24 protein-coding genes and 1 riboswitch are annotated in these 23,164 nt (G+C 44.3%); of the genes, 21 read left to right on the forward strand and 3 right to left on the reverse strand.

What is annotated here, in order from left to right; translation table 11 throughout:
- Positions 1-55: 55 nt before the first annotated feature.
- The 3 genes from T546_RS22390 to T546_RS25650 all read right to left on the reverse strand — a co-directional run bounded on the left by T546_RS22390 (position 56) and on the right by T546_RS25650 (position 2,275).
- Positions 56-625: a hypothetical protein gene (locus T546_RS22390; protein WP_051629474.1), complete on the reverse strand. Its 570-nt coding sequence runs from the start codon at positions 623-625 to the stop codon at positions 56-58.
- Positions 615-1,097 (reverse strand): RNA polymerase sigma factor, encoded by a 483-nt coding sequence (locus T546_RS0100010; protein ID WP_026889868.1) that lies wholly within the window; start codon positions 1,095-1,097, stop codon positions 615-617. Before T546_RS0100010 ends, T546_RS22390 begins: the two co-directional genes overlap by 11 nt.
- Before the next feature lie 515 nt (positions 1,098-1,612).
- Positions 1,613-2,275 (reverse strand): hypothetical protein, encoded by a 663-nt coding sequence (locus T546_RS25650; RefSeq protein ID WP_207641296.1) that lies wholly within the window; start codon positions 2,273-2,275, stop codon positions 1,613-1,615.
- 420 nt (positions 2,276-2,695) lie between these two features.
- Between T546_RS25650 and T546_RS0100020 the strand changes: the two genes are divergently transcribed.
- The 21 genes from T546_RS0100020 (at position 2,696) to T546_RS0100125 (ending at position 22,312) form a co-directional block, all read left to right on the forward strand.
- Positions 2,696-3,598, forward strand: a complete 903-nt coding sequence (locus T546_RS0100020) for a conjugal transfer protein TrbL family protein (RefSeq protein ID WP_026889869.1) — start codon at positions 2,696-2,698, stop codon at positions 3,596-3,598.
- A complete protein-coding gene (locus tag T546_RS22400; RefSeq protein ID WP_034597491.1) occupies positions 3,595-3,894 on the forward strand; it encodes a DUF7768 domain-containing protein in 300 nt (99 codons plus the stop codon). Before T546_RS0100020 ends, T546_RS22400 begins: the two co-directional genes overlap by 4 nt.
- 196 nt (positions 3,895-4,090) lie before the next feature.
- Positions 4,091-4,354, forward strand: a complete 264-nt coding sequence (locus tag T546_RS0100030) for a hypothetical protein (protein ID WP_026889870.1) — start codon at positions 4,091-4,093, stop codon at positions 4,352-4,354.
- Positions 4,351-4,938: a hypothetical protein gene (locus tag T546_RS0100035; RefSeq protein ID WP_026889871.1), complete on the forward strand. Its 588-nt coding sequence runs from the start codon at positions 4,351-4,353 to the stop codon at positions 4,936-4,938. The genes T546_RS0100030 and T546_RS0100035 overlap by 4 nt, the downstream gene beginning before the upstream one ends.
- A gap of 80 nt (positions 4,939-5,018) precedes the next feature.
- On the forward strand, positions 5,019-5,777 hold the full coding sequence (locus T546_RS0100040) for a Fic family protein (RefSeq protein ID WP_026889872.1): 759 nt from the start codon (positions 5,019-5,021) through the stop codon (positions 5,775-5,777).
- A gap of 122 nt (positions 5,778-5,899) precedes the next feature.
- A complete protein-coding gene (locus T546_RS0100045) occupies positions 5,900-7,729 on the forward strand; it encodes a VirB4 family type IV secretion system protein (RefSeq protein WP_026889873.1) in 1,830 nt (609 codons plus the stop codon).
- 37 nt (positions 7,730-7,766) lie between these two features.
- Entirely contained in the window at positions 7,767-8,816 is a 1,050-nt protein-coding gene (locus tag T546_RS0100050; protein WP_026889874.1) for an amidoligase family protein, read from the forward strand.
- 16 nt (positions 8,817-8,832) lie between these two features.
- Positions 8,833-9,336: a gamma-glutamylcyclotransferase family protein gene (locus T546_RS0100055; RefSeq protein ID WP_026889875.1), complete on the forward strand. Its 504-nt coding sequence runs from the start codon at positions 8,833-8,835 to the stop codon at positions 9,334-9,336.
- Between the two features lie 64 nt (positions 9,337-9,400).
- Complete coding sequence (locus T546_RS22405; RefSeq protein WP_034597360.1) at positions 9,401-10,504, forward strand: C40 family peptidase; 1,104 nt, start codon at positions 9,401-9,403, stop codon at positions 10,502-10,504.
- A gap of 48 nt (positions 10,505-10,552) precedes the next feature.
- On the forward strand, positions 10,553-10,912 hold the full coding sequence (locus T546_RS0100065) for a DUF6103 family protein (protein ID WP_026889876.1): 360 nt from the start codon (positions 10,553-10,555) through the stop codon (positions 10,910-10,912).
- A gap of 35 nt (positions 10,913-10,947) precedes the next feature.
- Entirely contained in the window at positions 10,948-11,826 is an 879-nt protein-coding gene (locus T546_RS0100070; RefSeq protein ID WP_026889877.1) for a ParM/StbA family protein, read from the forward strand.
- Between the two features lie 4 nt (positions 11,827-11,830).
- Entirely contained in the window at positions 11,831-12,115 is a 285-nt protein-coding gene (locus T546_RS0100075) for a hypothetical protein (RefSeq protein WP_026889878.1), read from the forward strand.
- Positions 12,116-12,232: 117 nt separating this feature from the next.
- Positions 12,233-12,406, forward strand: a complete 174-nt coding sequence (locus T546_RS25470; protein ID WP_166429783.1) for a hypothetical protein — start codon at positions 12,233-12,235, stop codon at positions 12,404-12,406.
- Positions 12,407-12,498: 92 nt separating this feature from the next.
- Positions 12,499-13,440, forward strand: coding sequence for a DUF5688 family protein (locus T546_RS0100085; RefSeq protein ID WP_026889879.1), 942 nt, complete (start codon positions 12,499-12,501; stop codon positions 13,438-13,440).
- A gap of 443 nt (positions 13,441-13,883) precedes the next feature.
- On the forward strand, positions 13,884-14,306 hold the full coding sequence (locus tag T546_RS0100095) for a hypothetical protein (protein ID WP_026889880.1): 423 nt from the start codon (positions 13,884-13,886) through the stop codon (positions 14,304-14,306).
- Positions 14,307-14,308: 2 nt separating this feature from the next.
- Entirely contained in the window at positions 14,309-17,044 is a 2,736-nt protein-coding gene (mobP3, locus tag T546_RS0100100; protein ID WP_026889881.1) for a MobP3 family relaxase, read from the forward strand.
- A gap of 183 nt (positions 17,045-17,227) precedes the next feature.
- A complete protein-coding gene (locus T546_RS22410) occupies positions 17,228-18,229 on the forward strand; it encodes a DUF3991 domain-containing protein (RefSeq protein ID WP_330371833.1) in 1,002 nt (333 codons plus the stop codon).
- A gap of 26 nt (positions 18,230-18,255) precedes the next feature.
- Positions 18,256-18,660 carry a hypothetical protein gene (locus T546_RS26205; protein WP_330371834.1) on the forward strand — a complete coding sequence of 135 codons (405 nt, stop codon included), beginning with the start codon at positions 18,256-18,258 and terminating at the stop codon, positions 18,658-18,660.
- Between the two features lie 87 nt (positions 18,661-18,747).
- Positions 18,748-20,568, forward strand: a complete 1,821-nt coding sequence (locus tag T546_RS0100115) for a VirD4-like conjugal transfer protein, CD1115 family (protein ID WP_026889882.1) — start codon at positions 18,748-18,750, stop codon at positions 20,566-20,568.
- Positions 20,569-20,572: 4 nt separating this feature from the next.
- Positions 20,573-20,839: a helix-turn-helix domain-containing protein gene (locus T546_RS0100120; RefSeq protein ID WP_026889883.1), complete on the forward strand. Its 267-nt coding sequence runs from the start codon at positions 20,573-20,575 to the stop codon at positions 20,837-20,839.
- 527 nt (positions 20,840-21,366) lie between these two features.
- A riboswitch (cyclic di-GMP riboswitch) is annotated at positions 21,367-21,454 on the forward strand.
- A gap of 408 nt (positions 21,455-21,862) precedes the next feature.
- On the forward strand, positions 21,863-22,312 hold the full coding sequence (locus T546_RS0100125) for a sigma-70 family RNA polymerase sigma factor (RefSeq protein WP_026889884.1): 450 nt from the start codon (positions 21,863-21,865) through the stop codon (positions 22,310-22,312).
- Positions 22,313-23,164 lie beyond the last annotated feature (852 nt).

Raw genomic sequence — 23,164 nt, forward strand, 5'->3', positions numbered from 1 at the left:
CCTTCTTCTTTTTGCCATAAAATAAAACCTCCAAACTGAGTAATTTTATTTTACATCAGTTTGAAAGTTTACACAAACTTTGGGATTCTCCCAATTTTACGGTCATGTACAAGGTTTCTTTGTCGCTTTCAAGCTTGACATAGCAAACGCCATTATCAAACTTATTAGTAATGTCAACTTTTTGATCGAACCAGTAAACTAAAACGGAGCCGTCATCCTTATATTCCACTTCTGGGGCTGTCAAGTGTTCTATAAGATCTTCTTCCGACGCAGGTATTTCAGTTCCGTCAGGTGCAAATGCAACCCCGCCTCCACCTTGATGCTTCACATTTCCTTCGCTGTCAGTATAGTCCATGGTGTAATTTCCACTTCCTTCAAACTGAATAGTAGCCTCCGTTTGGTCACCGTGAATCCAAAGCTGGAAGATGCGCTGAATTCCACCTACATCTGAGGCATATGCAGCTGTGGCGCTGCCCAAAATCATCACACAGGCAGCAACAGAAGCAATCATCGTATTGAATTTGTGCTGTTTATTTGTTATTTCCATAATTTCTGCATTCAAAGAAAAATCTTTAGAGGAATGAATTGCAGTAAACGCCTGTTTATATTTTTCCTTATTCGTCATCTTCCCATACCTCCTTTAGTGTGTTACGAAGTGACATTCTTCCTCGTGATAATCTTACCTTTACATTGCCTGGTGTAACCCTCAAAATATCTGCGATTTCATTTATTGAATAGTCCTCGTAATAAAACAGATGAATGACGATACGATACTTTTTCGGAAGTTTCATCACTGTTTCTAATAAGTCGTAGGATTCTTCGGACTCAAACGTCAGTGTTTCTATGTAATCCTCCAATGGCAGTGAATTTCGTTTAAAAAAAGTATTGTTCTTATTCTTTGCTTTATTAATAGCCACCCGGATGAGCCAAGCACGAATGTGCTGCTCTGATTCAAAATCTTTTTTGTGTAATAAATACTGAATGAAAGTATCTTGAACGACATCTTCGGCATCCTGTACGCTTTTACACATATTAAATGCCACAGCATAAATACTGTTCCGATATTTCTCAATCAGTATTTCAATTGATGGTTTCATAAGTGTTCTCCTTGATCTGTTTGAAAAGCTTTTCACCAATAATACAAATGAAAAATAATAAAAGGTTACAAGACATCTTCAAATTTCAAAAAAAATTAAAATAGTATATAGAACTGATTCTCTGAATGAGTTCAGTTCTTTAAAAAAACAGTGTTATTTTTTGATCACAATTTTTCGAACTGTTGATCACCTTGCACTTGTGTATAAGTTTCGCGGCACAGCAGTCTGCTTTTTAATCATTTTACTATAAAGCGAAGGTCCTACCCACCAGTCTCATGAAAACATTGACTGAGGCATCTTGGGCATATAGACAAAGCAGAAGCCGTTGCATCTTTGTTTTGATGCAACGGCTCAACTTTATAATAAGTAAAATATTATTTGGTTCAACTTTTCTTCAAAGTGTCGTGTAATGCTTGTTTTATTCGCTTAATGATTTTCTCAAATCTATAACAAAGCACAAATGCACAGAAAGTCATATCTCCCTGTGCCTATATTTTCCCAGTTGTTTATTACTGTTACAAAACATCAATCATAAGCTGAAATATTAGTCTGCTGGTTTCCGGATCGCGGCACATAAGTCTGTCAAGCAATTCATCGGTAAAGCCTTGTGCAAACACTACCGCAATTGGTGCAAGCAGAAACCGATTTTTTAGTCTTAAGTTGAGTTCTTCCATTAATGGCTCACCTACAATCTGAGAAATTTGGTTATAAAACTCCTTCAGTCGGAAGAAATCAATCGCATCCTCTATAATTTTCACTTGCTCTTTTACAAAGTATTCAGTTGCATAAGCTTGCAGCTCGTCTTCAAGAAAGACCAGAAGCATATATAATTGCGTGTTATTTTCCTGAAAGGATAATTTTTTTCTCTGCGCTTTATAAGTTTCCAATATCCGATGGTAAAGAGGGTGTGGACTATCTGGCTCAGTGCCGTCCAGTACATGAAGGCATAGGCTCTGGAATTCACCGCACCCCATAAAGCCATCGCTAGCGGCCTCATAAGTAAGTATTGTGTTGACGCCCTCGAAAAAGAGAGAGAGATAGCAGTCCAGCAAATAGCTCTGTGTTCCAAGCCTCTGCCGGATCTGCTTGGCAAGCCTTAGCAGTGACAAGAGGGAGTCTCCAGAGTAATCAACCTCCTGCCTTCCCAGAAAACTGGATTTGTGTTCAAAAATATTCATAGTATCCCGACCTTTCATAATGTGGTCGGGAATTTCCCGTATTATAAAAGCGCATGCAAAGGCGGGGGTAAGTACACCCCATTTCCCATGCACACGCTTATTTTTTCATCTTGTGCCGCACCGACAGATGCAGTATAATAATCTTGTCGTGGTGCCGCTTTGCGGTTGTGCCGGGTGCTCGAATCACCTTAGCGCAGGGTTGATGTGTTCCAGCACATCAGCCTGCCATGACGTTTTTTATTATCGGGGAAACCCCGCCAATACCATGTAAACTCAGAAAAGATAAAATGTCAAGTAATGCTTTCCGAATCTCTCGGAGGGCATTTTTTAATTTAACGAAATGGAAGTTAATTAGATATAAACTGACTTGATTTGTATTGATAGGAGCCTGAAAGGGCTCTTTTTTTTGGAGGTGATACCATGTTCATATGGGACTTTGTAGCCGATACGGTGCTGGGTCAGATTCTTGATTGGATTTATGGTCAGATTATCGGATTTCTCGGAAATTTCTTTTCTGCCATGGGTGGTATGGGGGCAGATCTGTTTGAGATGAGCTGGGTTAAGTCAATTGTGCTGTTTTTTGTTTACCTGTCTTGGTCGCTCTACGGTACCGGGCTAGTAGTGTCCATGTTTGAATGTGCGATTGAATATCAGTCCGGAAGAGGAAGTATCCGAGATACTGCTCTTAATGCTATTAAGGGCTTTATGGCGGTAGGACTGTTTTCTACAGTTCCGGTAGAACTTTACAAGCTGTCTATTTCTCTGCAGAGCAGCCTGGCAACTGGCATAGCCGGCTCCGGAAGCGGGTTAAACACTCTTGCAGGCAACATTATAAGTGAGCTTTCCGCAGCAGGTAGCCTTGAAAGTGCAGGCAGCCTTGGTGTTTTCGGCGGGCTTGGCATAATCACCAGTCCCATCATGATGCTATTTATCCTGATTATGATGGGCTATGCCGTAATCAAGGTGTTTTTTGCAAATCTAAAGCGCGGAGGAATCCTGATCATTCAGATTGCAGTGGGGAGTCTATATATGTTTTCTGTTCCCCGTGGATACATCGACGGTTTTACTGGTTGGTGCAAGCAGATTGTAGGTCTGTGCCTGACTGCTTTTCTGCAGGCAACCATTCTCATTGCTGGTCTGATGGTGATTAAGGATAATGCTCTGCTGGGGTTAGGTCTGATGCTGGCAGCAGGAGAAATCCCCCGGATCGCCGGAGCCTTCGGACTGGATACCAGTACGAAAGCCAACTTTATGAGTGCCGTCTATGCAGGGCAGACAGCCATGAATATCACAAAGACCATTGTAAAGGCGGTGGCAAAATGAAGCTGGTATATATCTGTTCGCCCTATGCAGGTGAGGTTGAACGAAATATAAGGTTTGCACAGGAAGCCTGCCACTATGCCATCTCGCAGAACTGTGCCCCGGTGGCGGTGCATCTGATTTATCCTCAGCTGCTGGATGATATGGTTCCTAAAGAACGGAAAATTGGAATTCAAATGGGACTTCGGATACTCATTACATGTGAGGAATTATGGCTGTGCGGTTCCTGCATCAGCACCGGAATGCTTTACGAGCTTAAAGAGGCCGAACAGCTGGGTATACCAGTTAGGAAAGTATAGAAGAGGAAATTATGGAGCATAGAAAAATAAGAAAGGAATTTATGCCAGAGGAAGAGCCATCTACCGGAATACGATATTGATAAAGCCGTTAACTCTCGGCAGCCTATATGATGGACTGTAGCGATTCCATGTGTGGAGCATGTGCTCCGGGGAATCGCCTATTTACTAAATTTAGAAAGGAACAGGAGGAATACGCATGTACATCTATCCCGATAACTTAAAATCAAGGGCCACGCTCTGGTTGTGGCAGCTGCGGGATATTGGCATCATCGGAGTGGGGCTTTTAATTTCTGTGTTTGCATTTGTGCAGCTGTGGCTTTTGCCACCTATTGTGATCACCGCCCTTTATGCCTTTTTAACAATACGTTTTGATGATATCAGTATCCTTGACTTTATTAAATATTCCTGCGCTTTCTTTTTAACGAAACAGCAGACCTACGAATGGGGGTATCCAAAATGAGTAAAGAACAGAAAAGTACAAGACAGCGTCAGGTCACCCGTCAACTAATTGGAACCAGAGAGGTGATGGATTATTGTCTTGAAACCTACAGGAGCGATCGTTTGGTATATTTTATGATTAAGCCCACAAATATTTCTGTTTTATCAGAAGAAAGTATATCAGCTCGTATATATGCGTTGATGACTGTTTTGAAAGGTATGGCGGAGCTAGAGTTCCTTTGTCTCAATAGCCGGGAGAGCTACGAGGATAATAAGCGATTTTTGCGAAGCCGTATGGAGTTGGAGACCAATCCGGCTGTGCGGAAGTTGCTGGAGTTAGATCTTCTTCATCTTGATCGTATACAGGTGCAGATGGCAACAGCCCGGGAGTTCCTCGTCATCATACGGCTTTGTAACGAAAAGGAAAGCGAGGTTTTCCCTTATTTAAATAGCATAGAGAAAATCTTGAGGGAGCAGGGATTCATTGCACAACGAGCTGGCAAGGAAGATATTAAGCGATTACTGGCAGTCTATTTTGAACAGAATGTTACAACCGAAAAATTTGAGGATTATGATGGTGAGCGTTGGGTGATACTTGGTGGTTAATATCTTAGTCTTGCATTGAATAAATAACCAAAACATGGTAAAATATCATATTAGGAATAGAGAAGAAAGGAGTGGATAGCTTGGATTATAAAGTATTACTTCAAAAGAGAGATGACTACGAACAAATTAAAGATTCACTCCCTGAAATAACGGTAAAAAGCTACGAACAGCAATTCGAACTACAATATACACATAATTCTACAGCGATTGAAGGGAACACACTTACCCTTCTGGAAACTAAGGTGGTATTGGAGGAAGGGCTGTCCGTAGGTGGAAAAAAACTTAGAGAAATTTATGAGGTCATTAATCATAACAAAGCCTATCAGTATGTAAAAGACTGTATCGCAGAAAAAAAGCCTTTGGACGAGCATATTATTAAGGACTTACATGCTATTTTAATGGAGAATATTATGATTGGAGGAATATATCGGAACGTAGATGTTTATATTTCAGGTGCCTCCCACACTCCACCAAGCCCTAACGAGATGTATCGTCAGGTAAAAGCATTTTATATGGATTTGCAGGATAGAGCAATAGAAAATGTAATTGAGCTTGCGGCCTGGACCCATGCTGAGTTTGTGAGAATACACCCGTTTGCTGATGGAAATGGAAGAACCTCCAGATTAATTATGAACTATCAGCTGATGGCTCATGGTTTTTTGCCAATATCTATCGCAAAGGAAAACCGTCTGGAATATTTTAATGTTCTGGAAGCTTATGCAGTAGAACGGGATATTAAACCATTTTCCAATATGATTGCATCCCTAGAGGAAGAGCAGCTTGACCGCTATCTTGGAATGGCAATTTCACAGGAACAAACACAGCAACAACAACTTTAACTAGAAAGACCTCCAGTAATAGTGGGGGTCTTTCTAGTTAACAATTTAATATTCTGCAATCGCAATCCGTCACTTTTTAGTGGCGGTTTTTTTGATTTAAATGAAACGAAAGGAGTTTGCCCATGTCGAAAAAAAGCAATCTTGATAGTATATCGCAAAAGGATATACAAATTCAGGAGTTTCTTGATATGATTGCGCCCTCGGTAATCAAGTTTAATACTGATCACTTTATATGCGGCAATACCTACCGATGTGTGTGGGCACTTCGGGAGTACCCAACCGCTACGGATGAACAGGCTATCCTCCGTCATCTTGGTGAAAAGGACGGCGTGACGCTGCACCTATATACCCGTCATGTTACCCCAGTAGAGGAAAAGAAAATCATCTCAAATGCTGCAAACAAAAACCGTATGCAAAGTACCAGTACGCAGGATTTACAGCAGACGGTCACAGCGGAAAGTAATCTGCAGGACGTTGCCACTATCGTAGCACAGATGCATCGGAGCCGGGAACCACTGCTTCATGTCGCTGTGTATATAGAGCTGACCTCACATGACTATGACCAGCTGAAGCTTTTGCAGACAGAGGTTTTGACCGAACTCATACGGAGTAAGCTCAACGTGGACCGCCTGATGCTGCGCCAACAGCAGGGATTCCAATGTGCCATGCCCTCTGGCTATAACGTGTTTGGAGATCAGTTTGAACGGGTGCTTCCTGCCAGCTCGGTCGCAAACCTGTATCCCTTTAATTACTCCGGCAAGACCGATCCCAACGGCTTCTATCTCGGCCGGGATAAATTCGGCAGTAATATACTGGCGGATTTTAACCGCCGTGCTGATGACAAAACCAATGCTAATATCCTCATTCTTGGAAATTCCGGTCAAGGAAAAAGTTACCTTCTAAAGCTTATTTTGTGTAATCTGCGGGAATCCGGCATGCACATCATTGGACTAGATCCCGAAATGGAATACGAGGAACTGACCCTCAATCTCGGTGGCTGCTTCATCGACCTCATGTCTGGAGAATTCATTATCAATGTATTGGAGCCCAAAAGCTGGGATGATACCGGCGATCCAAAAGATACAGAGGCACCCCAGGCATTCCGGCAGACCAGCAAGCTCAGCCAGCACATCAGTTTTCTAAAGGATTTTTTTCGCACTTATAAGGACTTTACTGACAGAGAGATTGACACAATCGAAATCATGCTGGGGAGGCTTTATGAAAAATGGGGTATCACCGATCGAAGTAATTTTGACCGATTAAAGCATACGGATTACCCCATTCTTTCTGATTTGTACGACTTCATTGAAACGGAATACAAGAACTTTGATGAAAGTCACCGACAGCTTTATACAGCAAATTCTCTGCGGGAAATTTGCCTTGGACTTCATTCCATGTGCAAGGGAGCAGAGTCAAAGTTTTTCAACGGCCACACCAACATCACCAGCAATGATTTTATAACCTTTGGTGTTAAGGGTGTGCTGAATGCCAGCAAAAATCTGCGAAACGCCTTATTGTTCAACGTACTGTCCTATATGAGCAATGAGCTTTTAACTACGGGGAACACCGCTGCCAGCATTGATGAACTGTATCTGTTCCTGACGAACCTAACCGCTATTGAATATATCCGCAACTTCATGAAACGTGTGCGTAAAAAGGAAAGCGCCGTCATTCTTGCCTCGCAGAATCTGGAGGATTTTAATGTAGAGCATATCCGAGAACTGACCAAGCCCCTGTTCTCCATCCCGACGCACCAGTTCCTTTTTAATGCAGGCTCTATTGATGCAAAATTCTACATGGATACCCTCCAGCTGGAGAAATCCGAATTTGAGCTCATCCGTTATCCCCAGCAGGGAGTGTGCCTTTATAAATGCGGCAATGAACGCTATAACCTGATGGTTCATGCACCGGAGCATAAGACAAAGCTGTTCGGAAAAGCAGGCGGTCGCTGATGACTGTCCGGAATATATGGCGAAGGGAGTATAACTCATGGACATGAAGGAACAGCGGTTTGGCATTGAAATTGAGATGACCGGCGTGACTCGTGAACAGGCAGCAAAGGTTGCCGCCGAATATTTCGGAACTGCCATTCATTATGACGGCACTTATTATGATACCTATTCTGCGCTGGATTCTCAGGAGCGTAAATGGAAGTTTATGAGTGATTCCAGTATTACTGCACAGAAAAAATTCGGACGTCAAATCGTTACCGCGCCAAGTGAATACAGAACCGAGATGGTCAGCCCTATCTGTCGCTGGGAGGACATCGAAACGGTGCAGGAGCTAATCCGTAAGCTTCGGGAGGCTGGTGCAATCACCAACGGCTCCTGCGGTATTCATGTACATATAGACGCATCACCTTTTGACGCTAACACGTTGCGAAATATCACCAATATTATGGCAGCCAAGGAGGATATGATTTATAAGGCTCTGCAGGTGACTGTCGATAGACAGCACCGATGGTGTAAGCCGGTAGAAAGCCGCTTTCTGGAGGAACTCAACCGCAGAAGACCCAAAACGCTGGATCAGGTCAGCGGCATCTGGTATAACGGCACGGATGGCAGCCATGAGCATTATCATGACAGCCGCTACCACTGTTTAAATCTGCACAGTGTATTTCAAAAGGGTACGGTGGAATTCCGTTTATTCAACAGCACTACCCATGCCGGCAAGATTAAAGCGTACATTCAGTTATGTATGGCGATTTCGGCACAGGCCCTTAATCAGCGCTGTGCCAGCCGAACCAAGACACAAACCACCAACGAAAAATATACATTCCGTACTTGGCTGCTGCGCCTTGGTCTTATTGGAGATGAATTCAAAACCGCAAGGCTGCATCTGTTGGAACATCTGGATGGCTGTATTGCCTGGCGTGACCCGGCACAGGCCCAGCAGCAGAAGGAACGATTACGGCAGAAAAAAGAACGGCATTTAGAGGAGGAGCAGAGTGTTTCGTCGCAGACGGAGTCAGTAACAGAATACGAAATAGATCAGGCCGGGGAAGACGAGCAAAGCCCCGGTCTTACTATGTCCATGTAGAAGGAGGAATGCCTAAATGAAAAAAGAAACCTTATATATTGCTTATGGCAGTAATTTGAACCTTACTCAAATGGCCTATCGGTGCCCTACTGCCGAGGTAATAGGCACTAGTGAAATGAAAGATTATGAGATGCTGTTCCGGGGGAGTCGCAGTAGTGCTGTTGCAACTGTGGAGCCTCTTATCGGTGCAAGGGTTCCGGTTCTCTTGTGGAAAATTCGACCCCAGGACGAGCTTGCTCTTGATCATTATGAAGGATATCCAAATTTTTACCGAAAGGAGCTGTTTCCCGTTGAGTTGAGCGGCAGATTAGTAAATGCCATGGTGTATATCATGAATGATGGGCGTCCGTTTGGAGCCCCTTCGGATTATTATCTTAATACCATTTTGGAGGGTTATCACTCAGCTGGTTTTGATACGGACTTTCTGGAACAGGCAGTGGAAAAATCGATTCAGTTAGCACAGAGTCAGGAACAGTATGAGCCGCAGCAAGGGAATCTGTTCGAACAGAGGTGGTGGTAAAAAATAAGTTTTACTGCCCTTTGGGGATAATCCGTGTGTATGTTTACGAAAAGGAGGTACGACCATGGCTGATCCTGTAACGCTTACCCTAGCGGCAAAGGCGGCAATTATGGCAGCTGCAGATAAACGAACCTGGAAAGCGGTGGGTGTTCTTATTGCCGCGATTTTAACACCTTTTATCCTGATTATTGTCATGATTTCCAGTCTTTTGTCCGGAACTGCGAACCATAACAACGCCGCTGTTCAGCTATCCTTTCATGACGGAGTTATTTCAGGTCAGGTACCGGAGAATTATCGAGAATATATTGAGGACATGCGTAAAAGTTTTTCTAAGCTGGATGTGATTATTGCTGAAATCTCATTGATGATTGAGGAGGGAAGTCTTGACCCTGTACAGGTTAAGGCTATTTTTTATTCTCTGTATTTCGGCGCTGAATCCTTGCGAGGGATTGATTATCAGTCATTTACTGACTGCTTTGTTCGTTACGAGGAACGCACTCGTACATGGTCGGATGAGGACGGAGTGGAGCATGAGGAGACCTACACTGTAGCGGTGCCGCTTACTTCCCTTCCAGTAATTTATAGAAATTTAGAAAGTACACTCGGGCGCAGGATTTCTTACGAAAATCAGGCAAATGCCTCAGAAATTTATTACCGGGCCTTGTATGGAACCGGCGCAACAGGCGAAGGAGACCGATTTGATCAGTGGCCGGATTGGCTGCCGGAACAGTTTGTCAATCCGACCACTGATCTGACAGCAGGAGAAACTGGTTCCCAGGCTGTTCAGCTTGCGCTGTCCCGTCTGGGAGATCCCTACTCACAGGAGCTTCGCGGTCAGGCAGGTTATACCGACTGTAGTTATCTCGTACAGTGGATATACCGTCAGCTTCGGGTAAATCTTCCTGGTACCGCTGCCGAGCAGGGAAAATATTGTGTCAACAATGGCCTGACCGTTTCGAAAGCCGATCTTGCTCCTGGTGATCTTGTGTTCTGGAGCCACAAAGTAAACGGACGTTATCTCAATATTACTCATGTGGGCATCTATGCCGGCAATGGCAAGGTAGTGGACGCCTCATCTTCCAGAGGACGGGTTGTGTACCGGGACCTGTTTGATGCAGACAAACAGGTGCTGTATGCAAGACCTTATGCGAAAAATGCGGCACAGTAAAGTCCGTGATTGCCGGAAATAAAATTAAAAATTAAAGGAGGAAAAGCAATGAGCATGTCAGAACTAAAGGTATCTTTTCCATCGAAAAAACTGGAAGCACTCCGTTTTTTCATGGACAAAAAGGAACTTACCATTGAACAGGAGCTAAAGGATTATCTGGACAAAACCTATGAAAAAGCAGTTCCTGCTCAAGTGCGGGAATATGTGGAGAGCCGCATGGAGCAGGTGTCTGCGCCGCAGGAAAGCCAGGATACATCCACTGTAAGAGAACGTCCAGAGCGACCTGTCCGTCAGAATCGCCGCCAGAGGGAGCAGGCAGCTGTCGAGACACAGACAGAACACGTGCCATCCGAAACACCATCAGAGGATTCTCAGGAGGAAACGCCGGGTATGACTATGGGGATGTAACTGTAACCGCAGAAAAAGAAAAGGAGGTTCCTGCCATGATAAAGCTTGGAATAGACAATGGAAACTACAATACAAAATCCTCAGAAGGGATGCTTTATGCTTCCGGTTTTACTGTAAGTGACCGGGAGTTTTTAACACCGGAGCTTCAGCTGTTCTATGAAGGAAGCTATTACGCCATCGGAGAGCGGCGCCTGCGTTTTCAGCAGGATAAGACAGTGGAGCAGGATACTTTTATTCTCACCCTGCCAGCCATTGCCGAAGCTATGAAACGTGATGGTGTAACGGATGCAGATATTATGCTGGGTGTTGGGCTTCCCATCGACAGCTACGGTATACAAAAAGATGCGTTTCGGCGGTATTTTCTACAAAATGTGTCCTTTGAGTTCGAAGGTACAGCATATCAATGTCGTATTTCTGACTGTAAAGTGTTCGCCCAAGGACATGCGGCACTGTGCCGGTATTATCCTCGCTTGCAGGAATACAGAAGCATTACCCTCGTTGACATTGGCGGTTATACGGTGGATGTTCTCACAGTCCATAATTTCAAGCTGGAGCGTGCAAGCTGTGTTAGTCTGCGTTTGGGAACTATCATCCTTTACAGCCGCATTCAGGACGCCCTGCAGAAAAGTGGTATTCTGCTTTCGGATGCATTGATCACTGACGCAATCCGAGGGAAAATTCAACACACTGATCGTAAGAAAATTGAAGAAACAGTGGAGTATGAAGTGTCTGCCTACTGCAAGGAACTGCTGAACGCTCTGCGGGAACGGGGCTTGGATTTAAGGCTCCCTACTGTGTTTGCAGGCGGCGGAGCGGAGCTGCTGGAATCCCAGCTGCGAGGAAATGAAATTAATATTGTTGCGGTGCTGAACCGGTTTGCCAATGCGGACGGGTACAAGCTCCTGCTGGGATAAGACTATGCGAAAACGATACTATCTATCTTTTGATATGGACGATCCCAGACATCAGGAAGCCGAGCGGCTGTTCACGCAGCAGGCCAGCCGTCACCGAACTGAATTTGTGGTGTCCAGTATTCTAACCGCTAAACAAAACAGTCATATGGAACAAATTGTGCGGCAGGCTGTTCGGGAAGAGATAAATAAACTCTCATTGAGCGTTACTCCCCCAAAAGAGGAGCAGGCTGTGGCAGCACAACTGGAGGATCTTCCAGGCAGTCTGATACATGCACTTGAGGATTTCTAGAACCCTGATGTTTAAACCAGAGAAAAGGTTGCACCAATTTGGCTCAAATTCATAGTCAGTTGCTTAAGATGTTTATGATGAATGCACCAACTTGGCTTACTTAAATGGAGGTTAATGATGAAAACAACTCTAATCCAAATACATTACGAAATGGAGAAAATGGAAGCTCTCCGGCAGTATCGAAATGTCGCAGAACTAAATGCAGATCTGGAGGCTGTGCTTCAGGCACTCTATGAAACAAATGTTCCTGCAGAGGTTCGGGAACGTATTGAATCAGCAGGCAACATATAGGAATTTACGCTTTAAACCCTGAAATATTGAAAGTGGCAGAATCGTCAAAGCTGTGAAAAGTAAAAACTATAAAAAACAGGAGGATTTGCACAATGGAATATAAAGAATTTATGGAAGAAGTAGAACGGCATATCAAGGAATATTTACCTGAGGAATGGAAAAATGAAGAGGTATCGGTTCGTCAGCAGCTAAAAAATAATGGCATTCAGTTATATGGAATGAGTATACGGATACCAGGAAGTAATCTTACTCCGCAGATATACTTAGATAATGCCTACCAATCTTACAGCATGGGTGTCAGTATGGAGGAAATCCTAAAGAAGCTTGCGGAACAATACTTGCAGTCAGTGGAAGCAGCACCGAAGTTTGGCATACATAAGTTTGACTATGAAAATTGGAAAGATAGCCTGTTTATGTGTGCGATAAATGCCGATAAAAATCGGGAACTGCTGTCCTCTGTCCCCCATCAGATAGTAGAGGATCTGGCTGTTGTATACCGCTATTTAATTGAAGAGGATGGAGGCATTTTTGGTACGGTCCTAGTCAATAATGATCATTTAAAGTTGTGGAATATTGATTCAGAGATGCTGAATGAACAGGCTGAAAAGAGTATGAAGCAGCTTATGCCATATGAGTTTCATAGTATGGACTATGTAATTGCGGATATGATGGGATATCCCATAGAGGAGAGTCAGGCCAGCATGGAAAACAGCTTTATGTTTGTGTTGAGTAACAGCAAAAAGTGGCAGGGAGCATCTTATCTGTTCTGCCCGGATGTATTGGAAGCAGTTTCAAAGGAGCTTGGCGGAAACTATCTGATTCTTCCCTCATCGATCCATGAGCTAGTTGTGATACGTGAAGAAAAGGAAAGAGAAATTGGGGATTTAAAGGATATTGTATGTGATATTAATCAAAGCCAGGTTGATGAGGAAGAACGTCTTTCTAATGAGGTTTATCGGTATGATGCGGAAACAGGAAGTATATCAATGGTATCTGTTGGAGAAATGCAGCAGGGTATGCATCTGGAGATGTAATGGTAAAAAATAACATTTTAGGTACTGAGTAAAGCATGTAACGACATGGAGGAAAGAGTCCCCCCCGGTTGTCACCTGTATGCCCTGTGACGCCTTTATCTATCAGGAGCGGAGTTGTTGCGCCATAAGGCAGTAAAAGCCCCTGTTGCCGCCGTTAACACCAAAATACGGACAGTGGTAAGAACTGCCAAAACTGGGGTGAACCATGGGGTCGAAAATGATGCGGGTTAAAGGAGCGGGGTCAAGGACGCCCCGCTCCGGCTCACATCTCCCCGCAATGCGGGGAGAAAAACGGTTTTTTACCGGGGTCGTAAAAATGCCCTTGGGGTTGCCTTCGGGGTTGTGAGAATGCCACAATAGCGGTAAATGCGTAAAACAAAGGCTTTTTATAGGGGTTGTGACCGGTGTTGCAGCCCTTTTTTTGATAGAAACGGAGGTTTGCCATGTCAGAAGAAGCAAAAAACAAAAAGAAGTTCCCTCTGTGGATGTATCCGAAAACCAGACAGCTAGTGGCAGACTGGTACCAGCGGGACAACTGCCAGAGTCAAAGTGAGTTCATCGAAAAGGCAATTAAATTTTACTGCGGCTACATCTCCGCAGAAGAAGGGATGCGTTTTCTTCCAGCCGCCATCACCACAGCCATGACCGGAATGGTGGATGGTCTGGAGAACCGTATGTCCCGGCTGATATTCAAGCTGGCAGTTGAGATGTCAATGATGATGAATATCCTCTCCACCACTGCAGATGTAGACGAAAATACCCTGCGTAAGCTCCGGGGGAAATGCGTAGAGGATGTAAAGCAATCAGTGGGTTCCGTGACCTTTGAGAATGTAGCCAGCTTCCAGAAGAGAGAAAGGTGCGACTGACCATGCCCCGAATTATCTTTAAATGCCGCTATATAAAAAACGCGGCAGCTCATGCAGAAAATCTGGTAACCTACATAGCCACGCGGGAGGGCGTAGAGCGGCTTCCAGAGCGGATGCGAAACCGTCCTGCCACAGAAACGCAGAAGCTTCTGATGTCAGATATTCTAAAGCGGTTTCCAGATTCCACAGGGCTGTTCGAGTATGAGGACTATTTAGCGAAGCCTACCATGGAAAACGCCTCGGAATTTATCTCTGCTGCATTAGATCAAAACCTTGACCAGCTGGCACATCAAGAGGTGTATGTTAACTATATTGCTACCCGTCCCCGTGCCGAACAACTGGACAGTCATGGGCTGTTCTCCGATGAAGATGTTCCGCTGGTGCTTTCGCAGACAGCACAGGAGGTGGCAGCGCACACCGGAAACATCTGGACACCTATTATTTCCCTGAGGCGGGAGGATGCTGCCCGGTTGGGATACGACAATGCTGCTGCGTGGATGGCTCTGCTGCGTAAGCAGAGGAATGTCTTTGCCCAGCAAATAAAGATTGTACCAGAGAATTTACGCTGGTACGCTGCCTATCACGATGAAGGACATCACCCTCACTGCCACATGATCGTGTATTCGGTCGATCCACGTGAGGGCTTTATAACCAAGCCAGCCATTGAAGCCATGCGAAGCAGTCTGGCAAGGGAAATCTTTCAGCAGGATCTGCTCCAGATTTATACCAAGCAGACGGAGCGAAGAAAAACGCTGACGGCACAGAGTCAGGATACACTCCAGGACCTTCTGAGGCAGACGGGGAATTGTGATAATCCGGTTTTGGAAAATATGTTGACTCAGCTTGCGGAACGGCTTCGGCGAACCACTGGCAAAAAGCAATATGGCTATCTAAAAGCACCGGTCAAGAAACTGGTAAACCAGATTGTTGACGAGCTGGCGAATGATGGACGTGTGTCGGCAGCCTATGCCCAATGGCAGAAGCTGCGGAACGAGGTGCTACGTACTTACAAGGATGACCTTCCCGCGCCGCTGCCGCTTTCCCAGCAGAAGGAATTCAAGCAGATAAAAAATATGGTAATTTCGGAGGCGGTCAAGTTGTGCAATCAGGAGGTCGTTTTTGAAGGAGATGAACAGGCCGAACCGCTTCCAGAGGAAGAAAGCATTATAGAGGAAGCAGCTATCATGAATCATATAGAATCAATTGAAAAAGCCGGTTCTGTTTTTCTTGATTTAGACGAAGAAGGGGAAATAAAAGCGTTGGAGCTTGAATCCGGGGCTGGATATCGCTCTGAATCATCATCCACTGAACACTCTAATAACATATCTCCGGCATCTGACTTAGGTACAGTGCCAAGAAAGCCACACATTGCATGGAACAGCCGCTATAAACAGTCCCTTACCTATCTTTATGGCACGGGTATGGCAGAGCCGGACTTTGAACAGGCTCTGCCCTTATTTTTGCTAGAAGCAGAGGACGGTAATGCTCTTGCCATGCATGATTTGGGACGGATGTATACTGACGGGCTAGGTGTGGAAATGAATTCAGATACTGCTTTTGTCTGGTACTCCAAGGCGCTTGCTGCTTTTCTGGCGATTGAAGCCAAAAAGGAACATCGGTATGTAGAGTACCGCATTGGCAAACTGTATGCAGCAGGGCTTGGGACGGAACAGGACTATGAGGAAGCGGCAAACTGGTTTAAGGAAGCAGCTTCCAAGAACCATAAATACGCTCAATATTCTTTGGGAGTTCTCTATTATAGGGGAAGGGGCGTAGAACATAATTTAAATACCGCGTTTCAACTGTACCAAAGTTCTGCTAAACAGGGTATGCCCTATGCAGACTATGAGATTGCAAAGATGTATCGGGACGGAATTGGGACCGCACGGAATACTGAGGAAGCACAGCTGCACTTTAAGGCTGCTTTCCATGGTTTTCAGCAGATGGAACGACAAAGCCGTGATGATAAGCTTCAGTACCGCCTTGGTCAGATGCTCTATACCGGAACCGGAACGCAAAAGGACATGAACGAGGCAATTTACTATTTGGAAAAATCCGCCCGGCTGGGGAATGTCAATGCACGATATATGCTGGGAAAAATTTATCTGGATGCGGACTGCGGAAAATTTAATGTAGAGAAAGCTCTTCGATGGCTGACAAAAGCGTCAGATAACGGCAATGCTCTTGCGCAGTATGCTCTCGGAAAGCTCTATCGGGACGGAAATTACGTGGAAAGGAACATACAAAGGTCAGTAGATTTATTTACCCTCTCGGCAGAGCAGGATAACTCCTATGCAGCGTATGCCCTGGGAAAGCTGTATCTGCAGGAAGAAGGAATCTCAAAAGATACGGTTGCTGCTGTAAAATGGCTGACAAAATCTGCTGAACAGGAAAATCAATACGCCCAATACCAGCTCGGCAAACTGTATCTGCTGGGGCAGGATGTTCCCCGCGACAGGGAAGCTACTGTGCGATGGCTCACTCTCTCAGCAGAACAAGGTAATATTTATGCGCAGTTTTTCCTGGACCACTTGGACTCCACCCGTAATCCCACCATGTTTTTGGCAACAACAAGGTTACTGCATCATATCAGTCAGATTTTTCAGGAGGAAGTCAAAAGGCTCTCTGGTAGTCCGGGTATTCAAACGGAAAGTAAGCTGCGCAGAAAGCTGAGACAAAAAAAGATTGCACAGGGCCACGCTCCGAATGATCATGAACAAAAGCTCACTATTTACTAAAATAAAGGAGGTATGGTATTCCATGGGAAAGCAGTCACAGAGACAGAAAAAGAAACTGCCGTCTATGCAAACCGTTCAATTATGTCAAAGGTTGTCCGTGCATCAGCGGGCGGCCTTTTTCTGCACTCGGCATGGGCATATGCGCTGTGGAAAACGTAAACGTTGATAAGGGGGGTGTTTCAGATGGCATTTGTATATTTTACCGATGAACAAAAACATCAGGCTAATACAGTGGATCTGGTGGACTTCCTCCAGCGCCAGGGAGAACAACTGGTTCGTTCAGGACGGGAATGGCGCTGGAAACGATATGACAGTGTAACCGTCCGGGGCAACGAATGGTTCCGCCATTCCCGCAAAGAAGGCGGCTGTGCCATTGATTTTGTACAGCAGTTCTATGATATGAGTTTTCCTGAGGCGGTATGTTTCCTACTGGGTGGGGAATCCGGCGTGGAGTGGAACCAAACAGAGAAAAGCGCCCCGCCTCCACGCAAGGCTTTTGCGCTGCCGGAGGAAAACTACGACATGCGACGGGTGTTTGCCTATCTCATCAAGCAGCGGTTTATAGACCGGGAGATAATATCATTTTTTGCTCATAAAAAGCTCATTTATGAGGACAGTCAGTATCATAATGCGGTGTTCGTAGGTATGGACGAAAACAGCATACCCCGTCATGCCCATAAGCGCGGTACCTATACAAAAGGAGATTCTTATAAGGGTAATGTGGAAGGAAGTGATCCAAAATTTAGTTTTCACTGGAACGGAAACAGTGACCGAATCTATGTTTTTGAAGCGCCGGTAGATATGCTGTCTTTTATCACCCTGTATCCAAGGGATTGGCAGAAACACAGCTATGTTGCCCTGGATGGAGTTTCAGAACATGCACTGCTCCAACAGCTTCGGCAGAACACGGAGCTTAGAAAAGTATTCCTTTGCCTGGATCATGACGCAGCTGGGATCGAATCGAATGCACGATTGAAGGATATTCTTTCCGAGAATGATTATATAGATGTAACCGTAATACAGTCCATCAACAAGGACTGGAATGAGGATCTAAAAGCAAAAACGGGATGCTCCCAATTCCCTCTGAGGAACATCCGAAAATCACACTTTTTCCGCAGGTATGCGAGAAATTGCTTGTATTATGCGAGAAAATCAGTGTCAGCCGGAATATCAGATATCTGTTAAAAGATACTTATCAAGCTTTGGAACCAATGATAAGTACCGGAAAGATTATGCCGGAAAATGAAGAATCTGTAAGAGAATGTATAGAATATATGGCAGCGTGTTCCCTGCTGTTAACAAAGGAACTGTGCCGACAGATGGAGCATCCGGTGACTACGGATAAACTTATGAAGAAACTTCAAACAAATTACAGCGTTCATAAAGACAGTGGAGGGCTTCGTTCCAGGTTAGAGGATATTCGGAGCAATATGACTGAGATTAACCAAATGATTGATAATTCGGGTATCCGTACGGAGGCTGACCAGAAACAGCTTGGCGGTTCATACCTTCGTTTGGCATTAAACTGCATCAGAACTGAAATGTTCATAGAACTGGAATTTCAAGCGGAACAACAAAAACAGGAGAAAGAGGCAATTTTGAGATTAAACATGTGATTAGGAATCACCTAAAACACAGAAACCGTCAAGAAGTTTAAAACTTTCCTTGGCGGTTTTCTTTTACAATGAAACGGAGGGCAGCTGATGCAGATGTCACAAATGGTAACCTTGATTGTCGTAGGCACGACAATGTTTAGTATACTTGCTTCATTATCACTGCTTGCCCATTATTACAGCCTAAATGGTATAAAGTCTAAAACTGTAGGTGATGGTCAACATGGTACAGCCCGTTGGGCAACTAAAAAGGAAATTAAGACGGTCTATACCCCAATTCGATATGAGCCGGAAAAATGGCGTCAGGGAAACAATCTGCCCAAAGCACAGGGGTTGATTGTAGGCTGGAGAAAAGCCTCACTCTTTGATAAGTCAACGCCTCACGGCTATGCTCTGGTAGATGACGATGATATCCACTGTCTGATGATTGGTGCGGCAGGTGTAGGCAAAACAGCCAACTTTCTCTATCCAAATCTGGAATATGCCTGTGCTTCTTGCATGAGCTTTATCACTACCGACACAAAGGGGGACCTTTATCGAAACTATGCAGGGATTGCCAAGGATTATTACGGCTATCATGTGTCGGTCATTGACCTGCGAAATCCTACCCGTTCGGATGGCAATAACCTGCTTCATCTGGTCAACCGCCATATGGATTTGTACCTTGCTCACCCGGAAAGCATAACGTACAAGGCAAGAGCAGAGAAGTACGCTAAGATTACAGCCAAGACCATTATCAATTCTGGAGGCTTCGACAGTGCAGCAGCAGGGCAAAATGCCTTCTTCTATGATGCAGCAGAAGGGCTTCTAACCTCGGTCATTCTGCTGATTGCCGAATTCTGTGAGCCAAGGGAGCGGCATATCGTATCCGTGTTTAAGCTTATTCAGGATTTGCTGGCGCCCAGCGGTGTCAAAGGCCGGACGCTGTTTCAGCTTCTGATGGCACATTTGCCTGACGATCATAAAACCAAGTGGTTTGCAGGCGCGGCACTCAACTCTGCAGAGCAGGCCATGCAGAGCGTTTTATCCACAGCACTGTCACGGCTCAATGCCTTTTTAGATTCAGAGCTGGAACAGATTTTATGCTTTGACACTGCCATAGATGCTGAACGGTTTTGCACCGAGAAAAGTGCCATTTTCCTCGTCATGCCGGAAGAAGATTCCACTAAGTATTTTATAATCAGCCTAATTGTTCAGCAGCTTTACCGGGAAATTCTTTCTGTAGCCGATGAGTATGGCGGTAAGCTGCCAAACCGCGTTATGATGTTTTTAGATGAAATTGGAACCATCCCTAAAATTGAGTCGGCAGAGATGATGTTCTCTGCCAGCCGCTCCCGGCGGGTATCCATCGTTGCCATAATCCAGAGCTTTGCACAGCTGGAGAAAAACTATGGCAAGGAAGGTGCCGCTATTATAACCGATAATTGCCAGGATACGGTGTTCGGCGGTTTTGCTCCTAACAGTGAATCGGCACAGATTTTGTCAAAGGCCCTCGGCAGTCAGACTGTTATGAGCGGTTCTGTCAGCAGGGGAAAGAATGACCCTAGTCAGTCCTTACAGATGATTGAGCGTCCATTGATGACACCGGATGAGCTGAAATCCATGCCAAAGGGAAGGTTCATTGTGACCAAGACTGGAGCCTATCCCATGCGTACCCGACTGAAGCTGTTCTTAGAATGGGGTATTATCTTCGGCAAGCCATATGAAATTGAGGAGCAGTCTGCAAGAAAGGTGGAGTATGCCGACCGCCGTAAAGTGGAGGAAGAAATCATCCGTCGAAATGCCGCTTTTGAACCAGAGCCTGAAGAGAGAAAAGATAGGGTATCAGTTTCGGGAGGAATCGTACTAACTCCGAATCCTGCTATCAATTTAGAACCAATGGAGCAAAAACAGCATTCGGACAGGAGGTGAAAATATGGCCTATTTTACATCTGTATATCAATCTGAGTTGCCTCACCGGGCAAAATCCGTATTCATGTATCTCCATGACAGGGCTGATCATAAACGCAAATGCTATCCGGCAATTGGTACCATTGCCAGAGAACTGAATCTTTCCAGAAGCACCGTAAAGAGGGCATTGTCAGATTTGGAGAAAAGCGGCTACCTTCGTAAGGAGCAGCGCTGGAGGGAGAACGGCGGCAAGAGCAGCAATCTCTATTTTTTGAACAGTAACCCGCGATAATCGGATATTTAGTATGAATTTTTTTACTGCTGATGGTTGGGGTGGTTAAAGTTTTAAAGCACATTATTACACCAAGAGATTAGTCTGCATTTTTCATGGACCGTGCCTTGGTTCGTGATGCACCGTGAATGAGAACTCCTCACTCTAAGAAAAGTTAATGGCAGAAAAAGAACATTAGACGTAATAATTGTTAATACATCAGATATACCAGAGATATATTTATCCTTATCCGTTAGTTGTATTGTCTTTAAAATCTCCCATATACGATAAAATTAGTGCGTTTTGCACATTAAACGATAGTATTAATTGTCGTTATTCGTTGTTTTTGTAGTATTTGCATGTTATAATTTACATAGTTACAGAAAATAACAAACGCATTCCTTTATTATGGGTGAATTTCTTAAAGGATAGCTGTGTTTGTAATTATTAACAAGTTTTACAGTGTTCAATGTGTGTGTATGGTTATATCTGACCCGTTAAGAACAGAAGTACCCGTAGTCATAAGAAATAGTTTTATTCACAATAAAATATGTCAAAGGCAAACCAGTTGAAAAACGGGGACGCAAAGCCAAGGGTCTAAGGTGTTTCTTGCACTATGATAGCCTAGCCGCCAGAAATAGCTATATGGCACTTCTCCTCATTTGAGGGTAGGATTATGTCTTTTTTAACACCTTTTAAACATGGAAGAAATTAAGATACCGGTGTTTGCTTATTGCTTAAATAAGAGGGGTATCTGTATGCTTCATTCTAACAACTGTGTTTTGAGGTGGAGATAAAGACAGCCGAGCACATACACTTTGCCCACCTACAAATAAATATAATCAAAAATCAGTACTGCACCTAACCGGGCGTAGTACTGATTTTTTTGCTTCGACAATAAAACTGTTTCAACGACTAAATAATACAAAAGAAGTCAATGAAAAAGTTGTTTTATACAGAACCCCGTCAATACCCCAATGCAGGTCTCCACCGCTTGTTCTTCATTCTTTGATTTTGAAAATCATGAAATGGAGGACAAGCCAAATGGCAAAAAGAATCAGAAGAATTAATTATCGGGAGAGGTATCCCGAAGCAAGTGATGCGGTTATTGAGGTACTGGAAAAAAGTGACCGCAAAATGGAGTATCAGCAGTATGACTTAAAGGTGGAACGTTACCATATTGACTGCGTTAGCTGTGCAATAACTCTCATTCCCAGCAGAGAGGATTCCTTTGAACGTCTGGAGGACTCAAATCACCAGTTTGCATCGGATGAAATAAGTGTTGAAGATGCTGCAGTCCAAGCGGTGTTAATTGAAAAAATGCTCTCCTGCTTAGAAATGCTTACACCAAAGGAGCAAGAACTGATAAAAGAGCTGTTTTTCAAAGGAAAAAGCGAGCATCAAATATCCAGAGAAATAAATATCGCACAGAGAACCATACATGATCGAAAGGTAAGAATCCTTAGCAAATTAAAGAAACTGATGGAAAATTAAAAATTATTCCGCTCAACCCCCTCGCTGGACGTGAAAGTAAGTGAGGGGGTTTTTATGTTCCTCCTTTTGCTCTTTGAAAATTTCATATCCAACAGAATAAATACTTGATTTGTCCAGCCGTGATGAGCGGCAGCGACATTGACAGATACGCGGAGACTGCCTGCGGATTGGTAAGGCGGCATATAAAAGCCTTACCAATCCGTCGAACCGATAGCATCGAAGGTGACGAGCGATAAGATCTGGTCATAAAACAGCCCATGGTGGGCTGTTTCGCAAAGAAATGGACAGTGATAATGCTACTTCCGCCCAGCCACAGACATCGCAATGGGGGCGGCCCGGTGAGAACCACGGGGAGGTGAGATTCCTATGAGGTCTGCTGACCACAGACCATTTAAGCTGTTGCCTAAGCTTCGGGGAGTAGTGTCGAATAGAAGCATTTAAATGAAGAACAAGTAGATTGTTTTATCTTAGAAAGGACACGGCAGGACAATTCTGACCTGCCGTGTCCTTGTAAGATTAAACACCAATAAGGAGAAAATGTAAATGAATAAAAAAAACTCAGGCAGAGCGGTGTGAAGGTTTATTCCCCGCTAGAGGGTGCACTTTCATTCTCGTTCCAGAAAACAATGCAGGATGTGATTTCATATTCCGGTTTTCAGCAAAGTTAAGAGGGGGGATATGCAATGGAAAGAAAAAGATTGCCGTAGAGATGCAGTTTCAATCTATTATTATAATCAAGTAGGAGATTGTATATGAAGATTAGTCATTGGCCTGAACTGATCGAATGGTGGTTTTGTTATGATATAAATGCTGATAGGAATAAAGTCCTCAGACAGTGAGCTGAAGACTTTA

This window comes from [Clostridium] aerotolerans DSM 5434 (assembly GCF_000687555.1).
Classification (GTDB): Bacteria; Bacillota; Clostridia; order Lachnospirales; family Lachnospiraceae; genus Lacrimispora; species Lacrimispora aerotolerans.